Here is an 18156-nt window from a genome sequence, read left to right as displayed (position 1 = left end):
CCTTAATTACAAGCGGAATGCAGTGAAATATAACGCAGTTAATCTAACGCTATTGTATTTTTGTTAAAATGACAGGCAGATTTGATATGGGGTTATGAAATCCATGCTTGTTTTTCAAAAAAATTAAAAATTCTAAGATGTTTTCTTTTTTTAACAAAAAAACGCACATCGACCATATTGAGTGGTTAGGTGTCGACATGCATGCACATTGGTTACCGGGCATTGATGACGGTGCTAAAAATATGGAAATGACGCTAAATTTTATGAAAAGTTTACAGGCGCTGGGCTTCAAAAAATTGCTGGCAACACCTCATATTTTTGCCGAACTGTATCCAAATAATAAGGAGATCATAGAAAACACCTTAGAAAGCACCAAACAGGCTTTAAATGCCAGCTCATTATCCATAGAAACCGGCGCTGCAGCAGAGTATATGGTAAATGAGGATTTCCAAATTAGCAGCAATCTGATTTGCCTCCCCAAAAAGCACATTTTAATAGAGATGTCCTATGTATCGGAAATGCCAAACATAGAGCAAGTTATCTTTAACCTTCAGGTTAAGGGATATGTAGTCGTTTTGGCTCATCCTGAACGTTATAGTTTTTACCAGGATAAGCACCAGCGTTTCCACCGCTTGAAGGAGATGGGGGTATTGTTCCAGCTGAACTTACTTTCCGTATCTGGCTATTATGGCAAAGAGGTAAAAAGACTCGCCGAGTACCTGCTTCAAAAGAAATACTATGATTTAGCAGGAACAGACTTACACCACGACAAACATTTGCAGGCATTGATTGCTGAAATACAGAGTGGACGCTTGTTTACTAAGCTTGGAAATGTTGATTTCAAGAATATGGAGCTGTTTTTCTAGCTAAATACCCATTTGTAGCTAGGTGTAATTGAAATTTAAAACGATTATTTTTGCTTTCACATGATTCTGGTGATTAAGCCGTTTTTTAGATCAAAATTACTATGGTTAAAGTTTTGTTGTCAAGAAAGTGTCTTAATTATTTGGCTATTTTCTCTATTATTTTGCTGAACTCTTGTTCTACGACAAAAAAAGTTCCTTATTTCCAGGATATTACCGCTAATGGTCAGTCTGACATTGAAAATACTACTATTTTTAAGGGCTTAACTATAAATCCTGACGATATTTTATCAATTTCCTTGGCAACTGTTGACCCAACTACTGGTATGCCAGTAAATCAATTGGCTAATCAGACGGTAAACAGCAATGCTATAGCTGCAGTCGCAGCTTCAGGAAGCAGTACCTCTGCAGCCAGTGGTTTCCTGGTGGATAAAAATGGAGAGGTAGACCTCTCTATCATTGGCCAGGTTAAAGTTGCCGGATTAACCACTTATGAGGCAAGGGAACTCCTGAAAACCAAAGCCGCTGTCTTTTATAAAGACCCCAACGTGCAGGTCAGATATGCCAATTTCAAGGTGACTGTATTGGGAGAGGTGGCAAAACCTTCTTCTTATATTCTCCCAAATGAAAAGGTGAGCGTGCTGGATGCTCTCGGTATGGCTGGCGACCTCACCATTTTTGGAAAAAGGGAAAATGTATTGTTGATCAGAGATCAGGATGGCAAAAAAGAATTTGCACGATTAGACCTCAATTCTTCACGGATTTTTGAAAGCCCATTTTATTATCTCAAACAGAACGATGTGATCTATGTGGAGCCTAATAAAGGCAAAGCAGCCTCCTTAAACCAGGCAAGAACGCAAACTTTTGCAGTGATTGGAACAGTCTTGTCCGTTTTAATTGTATTGTTTTCAAGGATTTAACCGCCATTACTTTATTAACCGCTAGACTATAATAAATGAATAACATAAATTCTGAACATAAAACCGCGCATGAAAATTCAGATGGCCTGGATGTTAAACAGCTCCTATTACGCTTATTGGACAATTGGTATTGGATTGCGTTATCCGTATTCCTTTGTCTGGGACTTTCTTATTTATATGGGAAGTATAAAACGCCCTATTATAAAATTTCCGCCAGAGTCCTGGTAAATGACGAGAAAAAAGGAGCAGGAATGTCGGGGGGGGGGGATCTTTTAGGTGACATTGGTGGGCTTCTAGGAACAAAAAGTACCGTAGATAATGAAGCCGAGATCCTTAAAACCCGGAACCTGATGGCTGAAGTAGTGAAAGATATGAACCTGAATGTCACCTATTATAGGACGGGGGCGATTAAGAATGTAGAATTGTATGAATCCCCTTATCAAGTCAAGGTTTTAGCTCCGGTAGATACCATTAAATCGGCTGAGGTAAAAGTAAGCTTTGCAGAAAAAGGAAAAGTAGCGGTGACTGCCGATGGACTGGATACCTTGGTTGCCTTTGGCCGTTCTTTTGCGATTCCAGAGGTAGGTATAGTTCAGATTGTAGAAAATCCGGACGTTGCTTCGGCTAATGAAAATTACCTTTTTACCATCATGTCTGTGGATTCAAGGGTAATTGATCTGATGGCTGCATTAACCGTAGAGGTTAAAAATAAACAGGTGACCGTGATTGACCTTGCCCTGAATCATCCTGTGCCAAAAAAGGGAGAAGATATCTTGGGAAAGCTGATTGAAAAGTACGTACAGGCTAATCTTAAAGATAAGAATGAAGTGGCAGATAGCACGGTAAAGTTTATCCACAACCGACTGGCACATATCAGTGGCGAACTGGGTGGATTGGAAGGCAATATTCAATCTTTTAAGCAGAAGAATAACCTGGCAGACATGTCGGAGCAATCTAAATTACTGGTACAAACCAGTGGCCAATATGTCAATGATCTGGGGAAGATAGAAACGCAAATCAGTGTTTTAAGTAGTTTACAGGACTATTTAAAAGATGAAGGCAAGAATAAAAAAGTGCTGCCAAGCTCATTGATCCCTACAGATATGGTGTTCAATGGAGTGGTAGAGAAATACAATGCCCTGACTTTAGAACGTGCAAGGCGAATGATTGGGCTGACAGAATCGAATCCTAGCATCCAGTTGATGGACAAGGAGATCTCCAATGCCAGAGCTGATATTGAAACTAATATTGCCAGTACGCTAAATGGTTTTCTGATCACCAGAAACCGCATTAATGAACAAATGAAAAAGGCAGAAGGCCAGGTCCGAAATGTTCCTCAAATGGAGCGCAGTTACTTGAACCTCGCCCGACAACAACAGATCAAACAGGAGCTTTACATTTTCCTGATGCAGAAAAGTGAGGAAACCGCGATTTCTAAAACAGCGAACATTGCCAATTCAAGAACGATAGACCCTCCTAAATCTGAAATCAAAGCTTATAGTCCTAAAAAAGCTTATGTATACTTGTTTGGATTGATTGCCGGCTTAGCTATTCCTCTGGGATTAATGTACCTGAAAGACCTCTTGAATGATAAAGTACAGCTGAAAGAGGATGTCACCAGGCTGACTAAAGTGCCCATCATTGGAGAAATCAGTCATCAGGAAGACAACGAGAATATGGCGATTGCAAACAGTTCACGTTCCGCAATTTCAGAACAGTTCAGGGCATTGCGAACCAATCTTTCCTTTCTGTTTAAGAACAAAAATGAAAAAGTCATTCTGTTTACCAGCAGCATGTCGGGCGAAGGAAAATCCTTTGTGGCAATGAACCTCGGACATATTTTGGCACTAGCCAATAAGAAGGTGCTGCTGATGGAGCTGGATCTTCGTAAACCTGGTTTGTCGGCAAAACTGAACCTGCCAGGTACAGTTGGATTTACCAATTATGTGGCCAATTCGGAATTCAAAACAGCAGATATCATCATGCCGCTGAAAATCCAGGAGAACTTATTTATGATCAGTTCAGGTCCGATTCCCCCAAATCCAGCAGAATTATTGTTGAGTGAAAGAACACATTCGCTGATGGAAGAATTAAAAGAACAATTTGATTATATCATCATTGATGCGCCGCCGATAGGTATTGTGACCGATGCGCAATTGCTGGCTTCTTATGCAGATGTATGTATGTACGTAGTGAGACAAAATTACACCTTAAAACAGCAATTGACGATTGTGGATGATCTGCAAAAGAGTCAGAAGATGAAAGGTTTAAGTCTGGTGATCAACGATATCAAGGCAACCAAAGGATACGGCTATGGTTACACCTATGGCGACTATGGAACCAGTCCGCAGAAAACAGGTTTTTTCAACAAATTATTCAAATCATAATTATTAAAAGATCAAATGAAATCAGGAAATAAAGTCGTGATGAACACGGGGATATTATATGCCCGTATGTTGATTACCATGGGGATTTCATTATACGCAACCCGGTTAGTGTTAACCGCCTTGGGTGCGGCAGATTATGGTGTTTTTAACCTGATCGCCGGACTGATTGCGATGCTTTCTTTTCTAAATACAGCAATGGCCACTTCCACCCAGCGTTACCTTTCCTTTTATCAGGGGAAAAATGACCTGGCGATGCAAAGGAGAGTGTTTTCAAATAGTCTTGTTTTGCATCTGGGGATAGGGATACTGATTGTTGCTGGATTGGAAATCGCAGGATTATTTTTGTTCAATGGTTTCCTGAATATTCCGGCGGATAGAATTCATGTTGCAGAGATGATCTATCATTTTATGTCGGTAACAGTTTTCTTTACGATCGTCGCTGTTCCTTTCACCGGCTCCTTGGTGGCACATGAAAATATGCTATGGGTAGCGATAGTGAATGTAGTGGAAACCCTGTTGAAACTAGGAATCGCTTATTTATTATATGTGGTTGCTCAGGACAAACTGGCTGTTTATGGTTTGTTGACTGCAGGGATTAGCATCTCCAGTTTATTGATGTATGCGGTGTACTGCTGCTATAAGTATGAAGATTGCACGTTGAAAGGGATCTTTTCAATTGATACAAAGTTGATGAAGGAGCTGACTTCTTTTGCCGGTTGGAATCTATTTGGCTCTTTATGTGCCTTAGGTAGGGCAGAAGGTTTGGCGATCTTGCTGAATATCTTTCTAGGAACAGTAGTGAATGCGGCTTTCGGTATTGCTAATCAGGTGGCTGCACAGCTTAACTTTTTTTCTTTCACACTATTGCGTGCCATCAACCCACAGATCATGAAAAGTGAAGGCGCCAACAACCGTGAAAAGATGCTGAGACTGTCTATGATCGGTAGCAAATTTGGATTCTTTTTATTGGCTTTTGTGGCTGTTCCCTGCATTTTTGAAATGGATACGATCCTTCATTTATGGTTAACCAAGGTGCCTGAATATACTGTGGTATTTTGTTCCTTAATGTTGTGTGCCACTTTAATTAACCAGCTCACTATAGGCTTACAATCTGCAGTACAAGCTACCGGAAGGGTTAAAGCATATCAGATGGTAGTCGGCTCTGTTTTATTACTCGCCTTACCACTGGCTTATGTGCTGTTAAAGTTAGGTTATCCACCTTATTATGTGTTTATTGGCTATTGTGCGGTTGAATTAATCGCCTGTACATTGAGGTTGTTTTTCTTAAGAAGTATCGCCGGATTGTCTATTTCGCTTTACTTCTCTAACGTAATTTTTAAAATTATTATTCCGCTTGCTCTGCTGGTGCTGACTTGCTATTTATCGGTTACTTACCTGCATTTTGAATTCAGGTTTTTCTTTACCGGCATCGCTGGAGTCCTGATTTTCGGAACAGGAATTTACCTTTTCGGATTGTGCGAAGATGAGAAGTTATTCATAAAAAAGATGATTCCTGCTTTACTGGAAAAGCTGCAGGCAAAGAAGCGGCAATTAAAACATACTTAAAACCAATCAAATATAAACTGAATAGACTTAACCTGCGCTGAAACCTAGTTTCGGCGCATTTGAGCAAGACCGGTATTAAAAAAATAGAAAACTCCGAATGAAAAATTTAATTAAAAAGATCGTTCCAAAATCAGCTAAACGGCTTTATAGAGCGAAGCAAACACAGTTGTCGATTATTAAAGATTATTTATATGACTACCGGAAGTTTAATAGAGAGTCTGCCTCTTTCAAACTAAGAAGTAAGGAAATGATGCAAGCCTATATTCTTAAGGAATATCACGCTGTGGAAAAAGGATTGGCATTACGTGAGCCGCGTCCCGGCTTTGGGGGACCAAGGATTGGAGCATTAGCAGATATTCTGGATGATTATGTGACTAAGTATGGTATCGATGCAATTACGGACATGACCGCTTATACACTTCGTGAATATTTGAATTTTGATGAAGGTCATCAGCAGGTATCTGCGGAATTGAAAAGTAAACTGGAGTGTCTGTTATTGCGATGCGATGAGTCTACGGTAAACAAAACCGGAGGAACAAAGATGGTTCCAAAACAGGAGATTCTGGAGTCCCTAAACTTTGATTACGAGCGCTTTTTCAAATCCAGAAATAGCGTCAGAGATTTTACGGACGAACCTGTGCCCACAGAAAAGATACTTAAAGTGATCGATACCGCCAGGTATACACCTTCAGTATGTAACAGGCAATCCTGGAAGGTCTATGTGATTGAACATTCCAATGTAGAACTGAAACGGAAACTTTTGAATGTTCAAAATGGAAATAAAGGTTTTGGAGAACACATCAGTTCCTTAATTGTGATCACCGGAAAGCTGTCTTCTTTTTTCGCTTATGAAAGAAATCAGGTGTACATCGACGGAGGAATGTTTGCCATGTCGATCGTGTTGGGATTACATGCTCAGGGCTTAGGAGTTTGCTGTCTGAATACCAGTTATGCTAAAAAGCAGTATGAGGCATTTACAAATTCTATGGAAATGGATAGCGATTGTGTTCCGATCATGTTTTTAGCCGTCGGGAATCTCAAAGAGCATTACAGTGTAGCCATCTCGGAGCGCAGGCCATTGACAGATATAGTGGAAGTAAGGTAGTAAACGTAATTTTTAATATATAATTGATGAACAAGTTAAAAGAAGTATTTAAAGGGATTTATGTAGAGTTTTTCTGGTCTTTAGCCCTTTTCTGTTCCCTTTTTATAAAGGGTAAAAAGGATGCGAAGAAAGTATTAGTACTTCCTGCAGCCAATTTAAATGGTGGATTTGGGGAGGATATTATGATCACTTCCTTTATCAATACCTTCGCTAATGATGCGCAGGTTTGTATTTTAAATGGCTATAAAATTATTCGTGAAGACTATAGAGCAATCAATAAAAATGTGGTGTTTCTGGATGGATTTAATGAAAAGGTAAATTTTCTTAAGTTGTTGTTCCTGATCAAAGACTGTGCTTTAGTGTATGTCATCGGAGCAGACATCATGGATGGCACCTATCGTGTTCATAATTCCATCAATCGCCTTAGGGTAATTGAGCTGGCACATCGCATTGGTGTGAAAGCTCAGATCTCTGGGTTTAGTGTCAGCAAAAATATATTGCCGGTCGTGAAAGCGAAGTTTTCATCGGTCGCAAAAGATGTTAAATTGAAAATCAGAGATGTAGAATCTTATGTGAGAATGAAAGATTTCATTCCTGCAGACCGACTGATCCTGACCAATGATATCGCTTTTATCTGCCCGGACTTACCTGGAGTTTATCAAAGTAAAACTTATGACGCTTATAAAACATGGGTAACACAAGTAAAATCTAGTGGTAAAACCGTAATTGGAGTTTGCCCAAATGCAATCCAAGCTAAGAAAATTGGGTTTGACAAATACCTTTCCGGTTTTAAGAGTTTGTTAGAAGGATTTTTGGATGCGGGAGATTACGTTTTTGTTTTTCTTTATCATGACATCAGACCGATTTGCGATGAGGCCAGCGACAGTACCATCAGTCGGATTCTTGACGGCTACTTTCGCGCAAAAGGCCTAGACTGCTTTTTTACAGATCAGATTAAAAATGGAGTGGAGCTGAAAGGCTACGTTTCATTGGTAGATTTTACCATCACCGGAAGAATGCATCTGGGAATTTCAGGACTTACCTATTCGAAGCCAATGTTTGGCGTTTCTTATGCCAATAAGTTCGAAGGTATGGTGAAGCTGTTTGAAATTGATCCGAACCTTTGTCTGATTGATTATGATAAGCTGGACAATTCAAAAGAAAAGATCCGCTTGTTTACGGAGAACTTCCCATCAATTCAAAACAGTGTAAAAAAGAACATCAGTAGTGTAAAATTAGAAACCACCAATAACTATACCTATGGGTAAAGGAATATTATTATTTCTGATCATCTTCTGCTATATCTTTAGATCGGTAGTCCTTAAATCTAAAAATAAGGATACCCGATTTCTGTGGGTCAGCTTTTTTATTTTCTGTATTCCTTTTGAATTTGGAAAAGCATTAAATACCCCGAAATTCGATGATATCGCCGGAACAGTACAGCCAATTTATATCATTTCCTTAACCATAGGTTTGATCATTGCGGTATTGCCTTCTGCAAAAAGAAGATGGATGGAATATTCCTTTAAACCCAATAACTGGGTCAATTGCGTTTGCTCACTGCTCCTTTTATCCTTTCTAAACCCTTACAATTCTTTTCCTACAGGAACCTGGGTTTTGACCATCTTTTTCTTGTCAAACATTCTTTTATTTAAAATGCTCAGCAGTTTCCTGAGTATGCAGGATGTGCTGAATGGCCTGTTTGATGGCTTAATGCTATTGACGGTGGTCCAGTTTTTTCTGGCCATTTGTTTTCCGGTGTTAGGTATTTCTGCAGTCACCAAACTGTTTCATGAATCTGCCGAAATATGGGCCACCAGATTGGATACCAGAAGTGGGGCAGTAGGGTTCTTTAATCACCCCGGCAGACTGGCCTTATTCATGGTGATAACGGCCGCATTTTTCCTGGCCACTTATCTTTATGATTTTAGGGAAAAAGCCAGTAAAATGGCACTGATTCTATGTGTGCTCATTATTTTTCTAACGTATTCCAGGACCTCTTATCTGGCCCTGATCATCACGCTTTCCAGCTGTTATTACCTCAATAAAAACGCGCATAAAAATCTTTTTTCTGTTGGCAATATCTTGAAGTTCGTGGTGCCAACGGTACTGGCATTGGTTTATTTGATCGCCTATTCTCCTTTGAGTGAACTTTTCATGGGGAGTGATTCATCTGATCAATACGACAACCGGATGGTACATTGGCTGATGGCACTTCATTTATTTGACGCTTCGCCGATTATTGGCGTAGGCTTAAATGGCCACCTTTCTTACTTGTCTCAACACTTGGGTATTGTCAATCAAATGACAACAGACGATTTTTTTGCCATCAATCCCATCCATAATATTCACCTGATTGTCCTTGCCGAAGTGGGGATTATAGGGATGACCTTATGGATAGGCTTTTTATTTGGCAACATCTTTAAAGCTAAAAAAGAAATTAGTAAAAGGCATAATGAAATCCTTTCTCTCAGTATGATCGGCTTATTTATCGCTTATATCATTTATGGACTTAGCGGCTGGGCTCCATTTTCAACCGCCATCTTACCCATATTTCTTTTCATCACCTTTTTTTCAATTAAATATAGACAGCAATGAGGAAGATATTAATTGTTACTCCCTATATGCCATTTCCTCTAAATTCGGGTGGCAGAATCGCCCAATTCGAATTCGACAACGAGTTGCGCCATCATTTTGACATGACCATCGCATTTACCATGACAGCTCAAGAGCAAAAAGATCTGGAGCAGCTGAAAGTCTTATGGCCGAATGTGAGTTTTAAACCATATTTGATTACGGAACAATCTATTTCCAAAAAGATGAGTTCAGTACTATTCCGCTTCTCAGAATTTTCGAACCGCTTAATCGGTAAAGGCGTCTTTTCCGCTTTTTGTAAAACAAATTTAGATCGCCTGCTGAAGGTGAATACTACACTCTTCAGGTCCAAAAGCTTTGGCTTTCCTCGTGGCTTTATTGACCATTTCAGAAATGTCTTGCTGGAGAATAACTTCGAATTTGTACAGGTAGAATTTCACCAGCTGATCTCTTTTGCCAAATATATTCCCCGCAGTTCTTACCGGATTTTTGTCCACCATGAATTGCGGTTTGTTAGAGAAAAAAGAGAACTGGAACTTTTCAGTTTCAGTTCTGGTTTCCTGAATCGGGTCTATAAAAAGAACAAATCATTTGAGCTGTCTGCATTAGAAAAATATGATATGGTCTGTACGCTTTCAGAGGTAGATAAGATCATTTTGGAAAAAGACTTGAAAACAGCAAAATTGGTTTCTTCTCCTGTTCCTATTAAAGCGATGGCATCCGGAACGGAATATTCTTTTGATCATAAACTAGTATTCCTTGGCGGAGAAGATCATTTTCCAAATAAAGAAGGATTGGATTGGTTTCTACGGAATTGCTGGACTGGATTGAAAGCAAATTACCCTAAGCTGGAATTGCTGGTCATTGGAAAATGGCACCAGAACAGTGTCGCTGAATATGAAGCAGAGGTAGGTGCTGTGAATTTTGTGGGCTATGTAGAAGACCTGTCCAATGTGTTGGCGAATAGCATTTTTATTGTGCCAATTCGCATTGGCAGTGGGATTCGCATGAAAATTATCGAAGCGGTAAATATGGGTGTTCCTTTTGTGTCTACAGAAGTAGGGGTGGAAGGGCTATGCTTTAAAAATGGTAAAGACTGCTTGATTGGCAATACCCCTCAGGAGTTCTGTTCTTCCATTGCCAAGCTTATTGAATCGGATGATTTAGGGCCCCGATTGTCAAAAAATGCACTGCATACTTTGAATGAAGAGAATTCTTATCAGAAGTTAATGGACAAAAGATTGGCTATATATATTTAATCAATCAGCAGCAGAGTTTAGCAAGCAAAGCGCAGTGGCTTAGGAAAAGCGTGGATAAATTGATAAGGAAATGAAAAATATTGAAAAGCAATCGCCGATGTTTCAGCAAAATAAATCTACTATAGCGGGTAAGGAACAAACTTCTAAACCGAAATTACTCGTTTTAGTGGTATTGTATAAAAAGACGATTTTAGAATCTCCCACGATAAAATCTCTTTTGTCGCAGCACAAAGATTTATTTGAACTGGAACTGGTAATTTGGGACAATAGTCCGGAAAGATGCCCAGACGATCAGATCTATGAACTTGAACAGGATTTTGGCAAATTTCAATACCGATGGTCACCGGAAAATACTTGGCTTTCTAAGCTTTATAATCAAGTGCTGTCTGCCCGTACCTACGATTATGCTTTGCTGCTGGACCAGGATACAGACATTCCTCCTTATTATTTTGATAAGTTGGGAGATGCCCTCTTTAAATTCCCAAAAATTGCGCTATTCCTACCTCTGGTGCTCCATGAGGAAAAAGTAGTAAGCCCTGGTTCCTGGGTGTATTTCAAAGGAAAACATTGGAAAAAAATTAAAACGGGAATACTGCCTGCAAAGAATGTATTGGCCATCACCAGTGGAATGGTGATCTCTGCAAAGGTGTTTTTTGAAAATCAGATGAAATTCGATGAACGTTTAAGTCTTTATGGAATTGACACCGGATTTATGCTCAACTTTTCAAAATTTGAAAAGGAGCTTTATGTGCTGCCTATCAAATTTGATCATGATACAGTGCTGTGGTCTAACCCATCTGCCGATGTCATGTTAATCAGATTTAGAAATTTGAAAAGTACCTGGCCAAAGATTTTATCAGATAGACCCGTAGCAAGGACGCTGGTTTATTTTTACAGTATGGCGGTGTCTTTTAAACTGGCACTGAAATATCAGGACCTCAGATTTTTGAAGTAATCATCCTTATTGAATTATACCCATTAAAATATAATCGCTGAATAATGAATATCATTTGCGTACACCAGAGTGCTGATATGTATGGTTCCGACCGGAGTTTTTTACAAGTTGTAAACTACCTAAGCCTGTCGTCCAACTTTGAAAAGATAACCGTTATTCTTCCACGAAACGGCCCGTTGGTGCTGGAACTGGAAAAACTAAAGGTGGAAATTATTTTCATGAACCTGTCTTTATTAAGTAAAACCTATTTGATGAAACTTCAATGGGGGAAGATCATTTTTCCTTTGTTTTCATTTTCCGCTAAAAAGAAACTGTTTGATCAGTATGATGTGGTGTATGTGAACACTTCGGTGATCCTTGACTTTTACTTGCTGGCACCCTTCCTGAAGCAAATGAAAATTATTCATATCCGGGAGATTCCAAATCGGATGATCAGCAAAGTGTTGTCTTTCTTTTTGAAAGGGGCTAAATCTAAAATCATATTCAATTCTCAGTCTACCTTAAAGAGTTTTGATCCTTTAGCACAAAGTCTGGTGATTCACAATGCATTTGAAGGCTTCGCAAAAGTAAAAGCCATCTCCGAAACAGGAGTCATCTCTGAAAAAGAAACTGTTATTTTCTCAGAAAGTCTAGCATTGGGGATTTCTGAAAAGGCACCACTAAAGGTATTGCTGATTGGTAGGATCAACAGTTGGAAAGGACAGGCTTTTACCATTGAGGCCTTAACATTGATCGCCAATGCGAATGTATTGTTGAGAATAGTGGGGAGTACCTCCGCTGGAAATGAGCAGATGGTGTTGGATTTAAAGGAAAAAGTGGTTCAGCTTGGCTTAAAGGACAAAGTGGAATTTATGGATTTTGTTTCCGATACAGCAGAAGTTTATAGCTGGTCGGATGTGGTGATTGTGCCGAGTACCAAACCTGAACCCTTTGGTAGAATTGCGATTGAAGCGATGAGCTTAAATAAGCCGGTTATTGCAGCTAATCATGGCGGATTGCCCGAAATTATTGAGCATGGATACAGTGGGTTTTTATTCGAACCGGGTAACAAAGCTGAGTTTGTAAAGGTGCTCCGCGAGTATATCGACGACCTGGAGTTGTTGAACAAGCATGGTCGAAATGCTAAAAAGGTATTCGAAGAAAAGTTTTCTTTAGTTGGCTTTTATAAAAAATTAGATGAAGCCTTTAAAAATGAACCCGCTTAAAAGAACAGCCAAATGAAAAAAATAATCTTGTGCTCTTTTCTACTTTCAACGGCCTTATTGGGTATGCAGATCAATCCCATTTATGGGCAAAACTATCCAGCTGGTCAGTTAAAAGTGGGTGCTTATTATTTTGATGGCTGGACAGGTAAGACCAATCACATTACTAAGTCACTAACAGAGAATTATAAGGAACGCGCTCCGGTTTGGGGTTGGGTGACCAGTACGCCTGAGATCATTCGCAAGCAAGTCGCCGCTGCGGTCAGCGCAAATCTTGATTTTTTTACCTTTTGCTGGTATTACTCTGATCTTTCTAAAAAGGAGCTGGAGGAACCCAGAAATAATGCACTTCAGCTATTTGTCCATTCAAAAGAAAAACAAGGACTGAAATTCAATTTGCTGGTGGCCAATCATTACGGATATATTATTGGCCCTGCAGACTGGCCAAAGGTCTCAAAAATATGGCTTGATCTTTTTGAAGATAAAGCCTATTTGACTCTTAATGAAAAACCATTGATTTCCTTTCTAAGTTTAAAAATGCTGATGAGCTCATTTGGTTCCGCTGCAAAAATTAAACAGGCTTTAGGACAATTGAGAGCTGATGCGGTAAGTAGAGGAATGAAAGGGCTAAGTATTGGCATCAGCATTACACCCGATGAAAAAGAAATCGCCTTGGCTAAGCAATGCGGATTTGATGTGCTGACCGGCTACAATTACCATGACCAAACCTTAATTAATGGACAGTCAGTCAGTCCGGTCACCGCTATTCCTAAAAGAGAAAAGGCAGTTTGGACCAGCTTTTTAAAATTTGATATGCCTTATATCCCAGTAAGTACTTTAAACTGGGATCCGCGTCCCTGGGATGAAATGAACAGAATCAGTAAGCCTTCTCCGCATTTTAAAGGGTATGCTCCGGAATCGGTTTATCAGACGGTGAAAGGATTGAAGGAATGGACACTCCAAAATAATCCGACTAAATCAGATGATCATATCGCAGTGCTCTATGCCTGGAATGAATATGGAGAAGGCGCATGGTTAACCCCATCTGTGATTTATAAAAATAGACTGTTAGATGCAGTTAAGAAAGCTTTAAAAAACTAATACGTTAATGAAAATAATATTTCAATCGATTATCAGAAAGAGAAATCCTGCTTTCAAATTTGATGAAAACATCAGCAGCCGAACTTTATTCAACCTGGCATTCAGTAAAAGTATGGAGTTGCTGAGGGGGATGCTGTTCCAGATTTTTCATTTGAAAAAGCCAAAGCCGATCTTTTTGGGCAGGGGAGTGAGAACCTTTAATAACCAGCACATCAGCATTGGAAAGTGGGTTAAAATTGACACCGGAGTATACCTAAGTGGATTGGGCAAAGGGAAATTGATAATTGGTGACGCTTCCGGAATCGGAGCCTATTCTCAAGTGATCATTTCTACTTCATTTAACAATTTAGGAGAGTTTATACATATTGGCAAACAGGTAGGAATCGGGCAGTTTGCAAGTATTGGTGGTTCTGGTGGTGTTTCCATTGGAAACAATACCATCATTGGACAATATTTCAGCTGCCACCCGGAAAATCATAACTACAATGATCCGGGTAAATTGATCAAAAATCAAGGGACTACCCGTGCTAAAATTACTATTGGGGAAAACTGCTGGATAGGAGCTAAGGTAACTATCCTCGCAGGAGTTTCCATTGGGGATAATTCAATCATAGCTGCGGGAGCGGTGGTCAATAAAAGTATGCCTGCAAACTCTATTATTGCCGGTGTTCCTGCTCGCGTGATTAAAGGGACTTATGATTAAAAATGGGCTTTTTAATAAAAAAAATGCAAGATGTTTAATAAGGAGAAAAGGTTTAAGAGTATAGTTTTAAAAGTTTTATGCGCGTTGGTTTTAAGCGCTGGCACGAAGGTATACGGGAATGGCTTATCAGATTCCATCCCTTTAAAAGTACTGATTTTGGGCAACAGCATTACCTGGCATGGTGCAAAGCCTACGGTAGGCTGGTCTGGCAACTGGGGTATGGCAGCAAGCGCTGTCAGTAAAGATTTTTTGCACCTGCTGAAGTCCAGAATATACGGTTTAAGTCCTCAGACGGAATTTCAATTCGCCAATATTGCGGACTCTTTTGAAAGGAAATTCTGGAAATATAATGCCGCAGATTTTAAGAAATTCAGCGATTGGCAACCAGACTTAATTGTGCTGGAAATAGGGGAGAACATCAACGATACATTGGCGGTAAAATACGAGCTAGGCAAACATCTAGCGCATTTTTCGGCTGAATTGTCTGAAGGGAAACCCGTTAAAATTTGTCTGGTTGGCAGCTTTTGGCCAAACCAGTATATAGACCAGATCATGAGATCAACCGCGCTCCAGAACAACTGGATGTATGTAGATCTACAAGGTCTTTATAAAGATAGAAATGAAAATACTGCCATTCAGCAGTACCAAAATCAAGGCGTAGGGATGCACCCTTCCGATGCTGGAATGGAACATATAGCAAATAGAATCTGGAATGAAATACAACACTTATTTAAGTAATCTATAATGAAAATAGCAATTATTGGTACCCGGGGCATCCCAAATCATTATGGAGGATTTGAGCAATGCGCAGAATATTTAGCATTGGGTTTAGTGAAGAAAGGACACGAGGTTGTGGTTTATAATTCTCATAACCACCCTTATCAACAGGATAAATGGAATGGTGTAGACTTGCGTCATTGTTATGATCCGGAATACAAACTGGGGACGGCCGGACAATTTATCTATGATTTGAACTGCATTCTTGACGTAAGAAAACAAAAATGCGATGTGATTCTTCAGCTAGGTTACACCAGTGGCTCGGTTTGGGGATGGCTGCTGCCAAAGAAGGTGGTGGTTACTACTAACATGGACGGACTGGAATGGAAACGTACCAAATACTCCGATAAAGTAAGGACGTTCCTACAGTGGGCAGAAAAGCTAGGGGTGAAATATAGTGATCACCTGATCTCGGATTCTATAGGTATACAAGATTATTTGAAGGAAAAATACAATGTAGATTCTACCTTTATCGCCTACGGTGCAACGTTGTTTAAAGAGCCTACAATAGGCATTCTGAAAAGTTACGACTTAGTTCCTTATCAATATGATATGCTGATTGCCAGATTGGAGCCGGAAAATAGTATTGAAATTATCTTGGATGGCGTCGCAAAAGCAAATGTGAAACGCCCTTTTCTGGTGGTTGGGAAGCATGAAACCACTTATGGAAATTATTTAAAAAAGAAGTTCGAGGCCTATCCGCAAATCAAGTTTATCGGAGGTGTTTACAATATTGATATTTTGAATAACCTGCGTTATTATGCGAACATTTACTTCCATGGACATACCGTTGGCGGAACCAATCCTTCTTTATTAGAAGCAATGGCATCTAATAGCTTAATGTGTGCCAATGACAACCCTTTCAATAGATATATATTAGGGGAAGATGCCATCTATTTCAGGACGGCTGATGAAGTGGCTGGTCATTTGAAAACTGTCCGTTATGACCTTGAAAAGTATCAAATGATGAGAAGAAACAATTGTGATAAGATTAGGGAAATATACGATTGGGAATTGATTGTAAATCAGTATGAAAAACACCTTATGGAGGTAAAAGGTGTATTTACAAGATAGTTTAATCCGGGGGGATGTATTCCTTAGGCAGTATTGGAACGCATTTGATTGCGTTCCAATACTGCCGGGAATTCTTTTAAGCACCCGTTTATTTCAACCTTATTTGACTATCGAAAATCCTTTTTCAATTTAAGCATCAGGCCAAAAGAGTTGTTCAATAATTTTCCCTGATCCAATGCTGTGGCAAAACCCGCACTATATCCATTTTTGAGCGTCTTAGTGCCTTCCAAATAGTAGGAAAATTGATTCACCTTTTCAAATATCTCAAGATTTTTAGGACTTTTTATATTGCCTGTGGAGTTACCATAGATACTAGTTCCAAAAGTTCCATAGTTGTTCGAATAGGTAACTTTGGTCATAAAATCCCAGTTGTAAAGCCTTCCGGTAAGTCCGGCATGAAGGGCAACAACCCGGTTGTTAATGAAGTAATCTGACTTCTTTACGGCCTGAGCGGCTCGGGCTTCCTGTCTGGGGGTGATCAATGGATTTCCAATTCCCATGCCTTGGTAAGACCAGCCTTCTACATAATAAAAGTTGTTGTAGTAATCCTCGTCCCCCGACTTGGTAAATTTAGACCATGGATAGCCGGCCTGATCTTTTGAATAGAAGTATTCCAATAATAGCTTCTTCCAGGCAAAACCCGAACTTTTCGGGTCAAAGCGTTTGTTTTCCAGCGTAACCCCTGTTAAACCATCTTTGATGTTGGCTAGTTTAGATAAAGCACCTACATCATAAAAGGTTTGTCGGTAGAGCATCACCTTAAGGTCATCGAAATCATAATCAGCACCGAAGTCGATGGAGCCAAGCTGATTCCCGATTTTAGAGGTCGGAACCCCTTTCGTGCCATATGATTTTCCGGTCACAACATAAAAAAAGGTCTCGGTAGGAGAGAGTTTGAAATTGCTACCATACGCGGCTTGTTCATTCCCCCAAAATACCTGGTGGTTGAAGCCTCCATACATTTTAAAGCGCCAATCTGCTTTTCCTAACCTCACATATAATGACTTCTGATGGAAATAGCTGACCGGTTTAGTGTCGTTGATGTCGTATTTACTAGTGGGCCCGGCAATGATGCTGTCCAGGATTTTTGTTCTTCCCAGCCAGCCATGCAAAAAGTTTCCTTTCACGGAAAATAGGCCGCCGAAGATAGGTAAAGTGTAATAATTAGGAATCGATAGTTCCAGTTTTGGAATGCCTGGAGCATTTCCGGAGACTGAAAAGTTACCCGTACTCAGCACCGTATCGCCATTTAAACCCATCACATCTTTTGACCTTCCTGCTTTGAGCTGAAAGATGCCCATTCGTCCTTTCGCATAGGCGGAGATCAGTTGCATATTTGAACCTTTTCCTGCATTTGCCCTGGCCTCAAGCCCAAATCCCCAGTCGAAAAGTGATTTCATGGCCAGGCTGTCGGTGCTGCGGTAATCTTTCTCTGCTTTTCCAAGAAAACTTCCTGATAGACCAGAGAGTGGGACTGAGCCAAATTGGTTGGATCGTATCCAGAAAGGAACAACTTTGTTCGTCGTGCCTATGGCTTGTGCCTCTACTGAATATTTAATTTCAGGTCGCTGTGCCTGAACTGCAGTGGAAATTGTCAAAAGCAATAGTGTGGGGAGAAGCGCGTGTTTTACTTGTTGGATGCCATTCAT

At 39.9% G+C, this 18156-nt stretch carries 15 protein-coding genes; 14 read left to right on the top strand and 1 reads right to left on the bottom strand.

Annotation, left to right across the window (positions count from 1 at the left end):
• Window positions 1-137: 137 nt before the first annotated feature.
• The 14 genes from H9X96_RS09785 to H9X96_RS09720 all read left to right on the top strand — a co-directional run bounded on the left by H9X96_RS09785 (window position 138) and on the right by H9X96_RS09720 (window position 16507).
• The gene (locus H9X96_RS09785) at window positions 138-866 is read left to right on the top strand and encodes a tyrosine-protein phosphatase (RefSeq protein WP_187666110.1); all 729 of its coding nucleotides are present in this window, start codon (window positions 138-140) and stop codon (window positions 864-866) included.
• Between the two features lie 140 nt (window positions 867-1006).
• Complete coding sequence (locus H9X96_RS09780; protein WP_255431073.1) at window positions 1007-1783, top strand: polysaccharide biosynthesis/export family protein; 777 nt, start codon at window positions 1007-1009, stop codon at window positions 1781-1783.
• A gap of 35 nt (window positions 1784-1818) precedes the next feature.
• The gene (locus H9X96_RS09775) at window positions 1819-4170 is read left to right on the top strand and encodes a tyrosine-protein kinase (RefSeq protein ID WP_187666108.1); all 2352 of its coding nucleotides are present in this window, start codon (window positions 1819-1821) and stop codon (window positions 4168-4170) included.
• A 15-nt stretch (window positions 4171-4185) separates the two neighbouring features.
• Window positions 4186-5736: a hypothetical protein gene (locus H9X96_RS09770; protein ID WP_187666107.1), complete on the top strand. Its 1551-nt coding sequence runs from the start codon at window positions 4186-4188 to the stop codon at window positions 5734-5736.
• Window positions 5737-5833: 97 nt separating this feature from the next.
• Window positions 5834-6841 (top strand): nitroreductase family protein, encoded by a 1008-nt coding sequence (locus H9X96_RS09765; RefSeq protein WP_187666106.1) that lies wholly within the window; start codon window positions 5834-5836, stop codon window positions 6839-6841.
• Window positions 6842-6867: 26 nt separating this feature from the next.
• Complete coding sequence (locus tag H9X96_RS09760; RefSeq protein ID WP_187666105.1) at window positions 6868-8109, top strand: polysaccharide pyruvyl transferase family protein; 1242 nt, start codon at window positions 6868-6870, stop codon at window positions 8107-8109.
• Window positions 8102-9439, top strand: a complete 1338-nt coding sequence (locus tag H9X96_RS09755) for an O-antigen ligase (RefSeq protein ID WP_187666104.1) — start codon at window positions 8102-8104, stop codon at window positions 9437-9439. The genes H9X96_RS09760 and H9X96_RS09755 overlap by 8 nt, the downstream gene beginning before the upstream one ends.
• Window positions 9436-10695, top strand: coding sequence for a glycosyltransferase (locus H9X96_RS09750; RefSeq protein ID WP_187666103.1), 1260 nt, complete (start codon window positions 9436-9438; stop codon window positions 10693-10695). The genes H9X96_RS09755 and H9X96_RS09750 overlap by 4 nt, the downstream gene beginning before the upstream one ends.
• A gap of 70 nt (window positions 10696-10765) precedes the next feature.
• A complete protein-coding gene (locus H9X96_RS09745; protein WP_187666102.1) occupies window positions 10766-11650 on the top strand; it encodes a glycosyltransferase in 885 nt (294 codons plus the stop codon).
• Between the two features lie 44 nt (window positions 11651-11694).
• A complete protein-coding gene (locus H9X96_RS09740) occupies window positions 11695-12855 on the top strand; it encodes a glycosyltransferase family 4 protein (RefSeq protein ID WP_187666101.1) in 1161 nt (386 codons plus the stop codon).
• A 12-nt stretch (window positions 12856-12867) separates the two neighbouring features.
• A complete protein-coding gene (locus tag H9X96_RS09735; RefSeq protein ID WP_187666100.1) occupies window positions 12868-13953 on the top strand; it encodes a glycoside hydrolase family 99-like domain-containing protein in 1086 nt (361 codons plus the stop codon).
• Window positions 13954-13960: 7 nt separating this feature from the next.
• Window positions 13961-14656, top strand: a complete 696-nt coding sequence (locus H9X96_RS09730) for a DapH/DapD/GlmU-related protein (RefSeq protein ID WP_187666099.1) — start codon at window positions 13961-13963, stop codon at window positions 14654-14656.
• Window positions 14657-14686: 30 nt separating this feature from the next.
• Window positions 14687-15394 carry an SGNH/GDSL hydrolase family protein gene (locus H9X96_RS09725; RefSeq protein ID WP_187666098.1) on the top strand — a complete coding sequence of 236 codons (708 nt, stop codon included), beginning with the start codon at window positions 14687-14689 and terminating at the stop codon, window positions 15392-15394.
• 6 nt (window positions 15395-15400) lie between these two features.
• Window positions 15401-16507: a DUF1972 domain-containing protein gene (locus H9X96_RS09720; protein ID WP_187666097.1), complete on the top strand. Its 1107-nt coding sequence runs from the start codon at window positions 15401-15403 to the stop codon at window positions 16505-16507.
• A gap of 107 nt (window positions 16508-16614) precedes the next feature.
• Here H9X96_RS09720 and H9X96_RS09715 read toward each other — a convergent pair whose 3' ends face one another.
• Window positions 16615-18156 (bottom strand): capsule assembly Wzi family protein, encoded by a 1542-nt coding sequence (locus tag H9X96_RS09715; RefSeq protein ID WP_187666096.1) that lies wholly within the window; start codon window positions 18154-18156, stop codon window positions 16615-16617.

The sequence above is a fragment of the Pedobacter sp. N36a genome (assembly GCF_014472395.1).
Lineage (GTDB): Bacteria > Bacteroidota > Bacteroidia > Sphingobacteriales > Sphingobacteriaceae > Pedobacter.
This window is presented reverse-complemented; position numbering and strand designations above follow the sequence as displayed.

Bases quoted from the DNA above. Each gene is read 5' to 3' on its own strand.
- H9X96_RS09785 (WP_187666110.1), top strand. From the start codon at position 138: ATGTTTTCTTTTTTTAACAAAAAAACGCACATCGACCATATTGAGTGG.
- H9X96_RS09775 (WP_187666108.1), top strand. From the start codon at position 1,819: ATGAATAACATAAATTCTGAACATAAAACCGCGCATGAAAATTCAGAT.
- H9X96_RS09770 (WP_187666107.1), top strand. From the start codon at position 4,186: ATGAAATCAGGAAATAAAGTCGTGATGAACACGGGGATATTATATGCC.
- H9X96_RS09765 (WP_187666106.1), top strand. From the start codon at position 5,834: ATGAAAAATTTAATTAAAAAGATCGTTCCAAAATCAGCTAAACGGCTT.
- H9X96_RS09760 (WP_187666105.1), top strand. From the start codon at position 6,868: ATGAACAAGTTAAAAGAAGTATTTAAAGGGATTTATGTAGAGTTTTTC.
- H9X96_RS09755 (WP_187666104.1), top strand. From the start codon at position 8,102: ATGGGTAAAGGAATATTATTATTTCTGATCATCTTCTGCTATATCTTT.
- H9X96_RS09750 (WP_187666103.1), top strand. From the start codon at position 9,436: ATGAGGAAGATATTAATTGTTACTCCCTATATGCCATTTCCTCTAAAT.
- H9X96_RS09745 (WP_187666102.1), top strand. From the start codon at position 10,766: ATGAAAAATATTGAAAAGCAATCGCCGATGTTTCAGCAAAATAAATCT.
- H9X96_RS09740 (WP_187666101.1), top strand. From the start codon at position 11,695: ATGAATATCATTTGCGTACACCAGAGTGCTGATATGTATGGTTCCGAC.
- H9X96_RS09735 (WP_187666100.1), top strand. From the start codon at position 12,868: ATGAAAAAAATAATCTTGTGCTCTTTTCTACTTTCAACGGCCTTATTG.
- H9X96_RS09730 (WP_187666099.1), top strand. From the start codon at position 13,961: ATGAAAATAATATTTCAATCGATTATCAGAAAGAGAAATCCTGCTTTC.
- H9X96_RS09725 (WP_187666098.1), top strand. From the start codon at position 14,687: ATGTTTAATAAGGAGAAAAGGTTTAAGAGTATAGTTTTAAAAGTTTTA.
- H9X96_RS09720 (WP_187666097.1), top strand. From the start codon at position 15,401: ATGAAAATAGCAATTATTGGTACCCGGGGCATCCCAAATCATTATGGA.
- H9X96_RS09715 (WP_187666096.1), bottom strand. From the start codon at position 18,156: ATGAATGGCATCCAACAAGTAAAACACGCGCTTCTCCCCACACTATTG.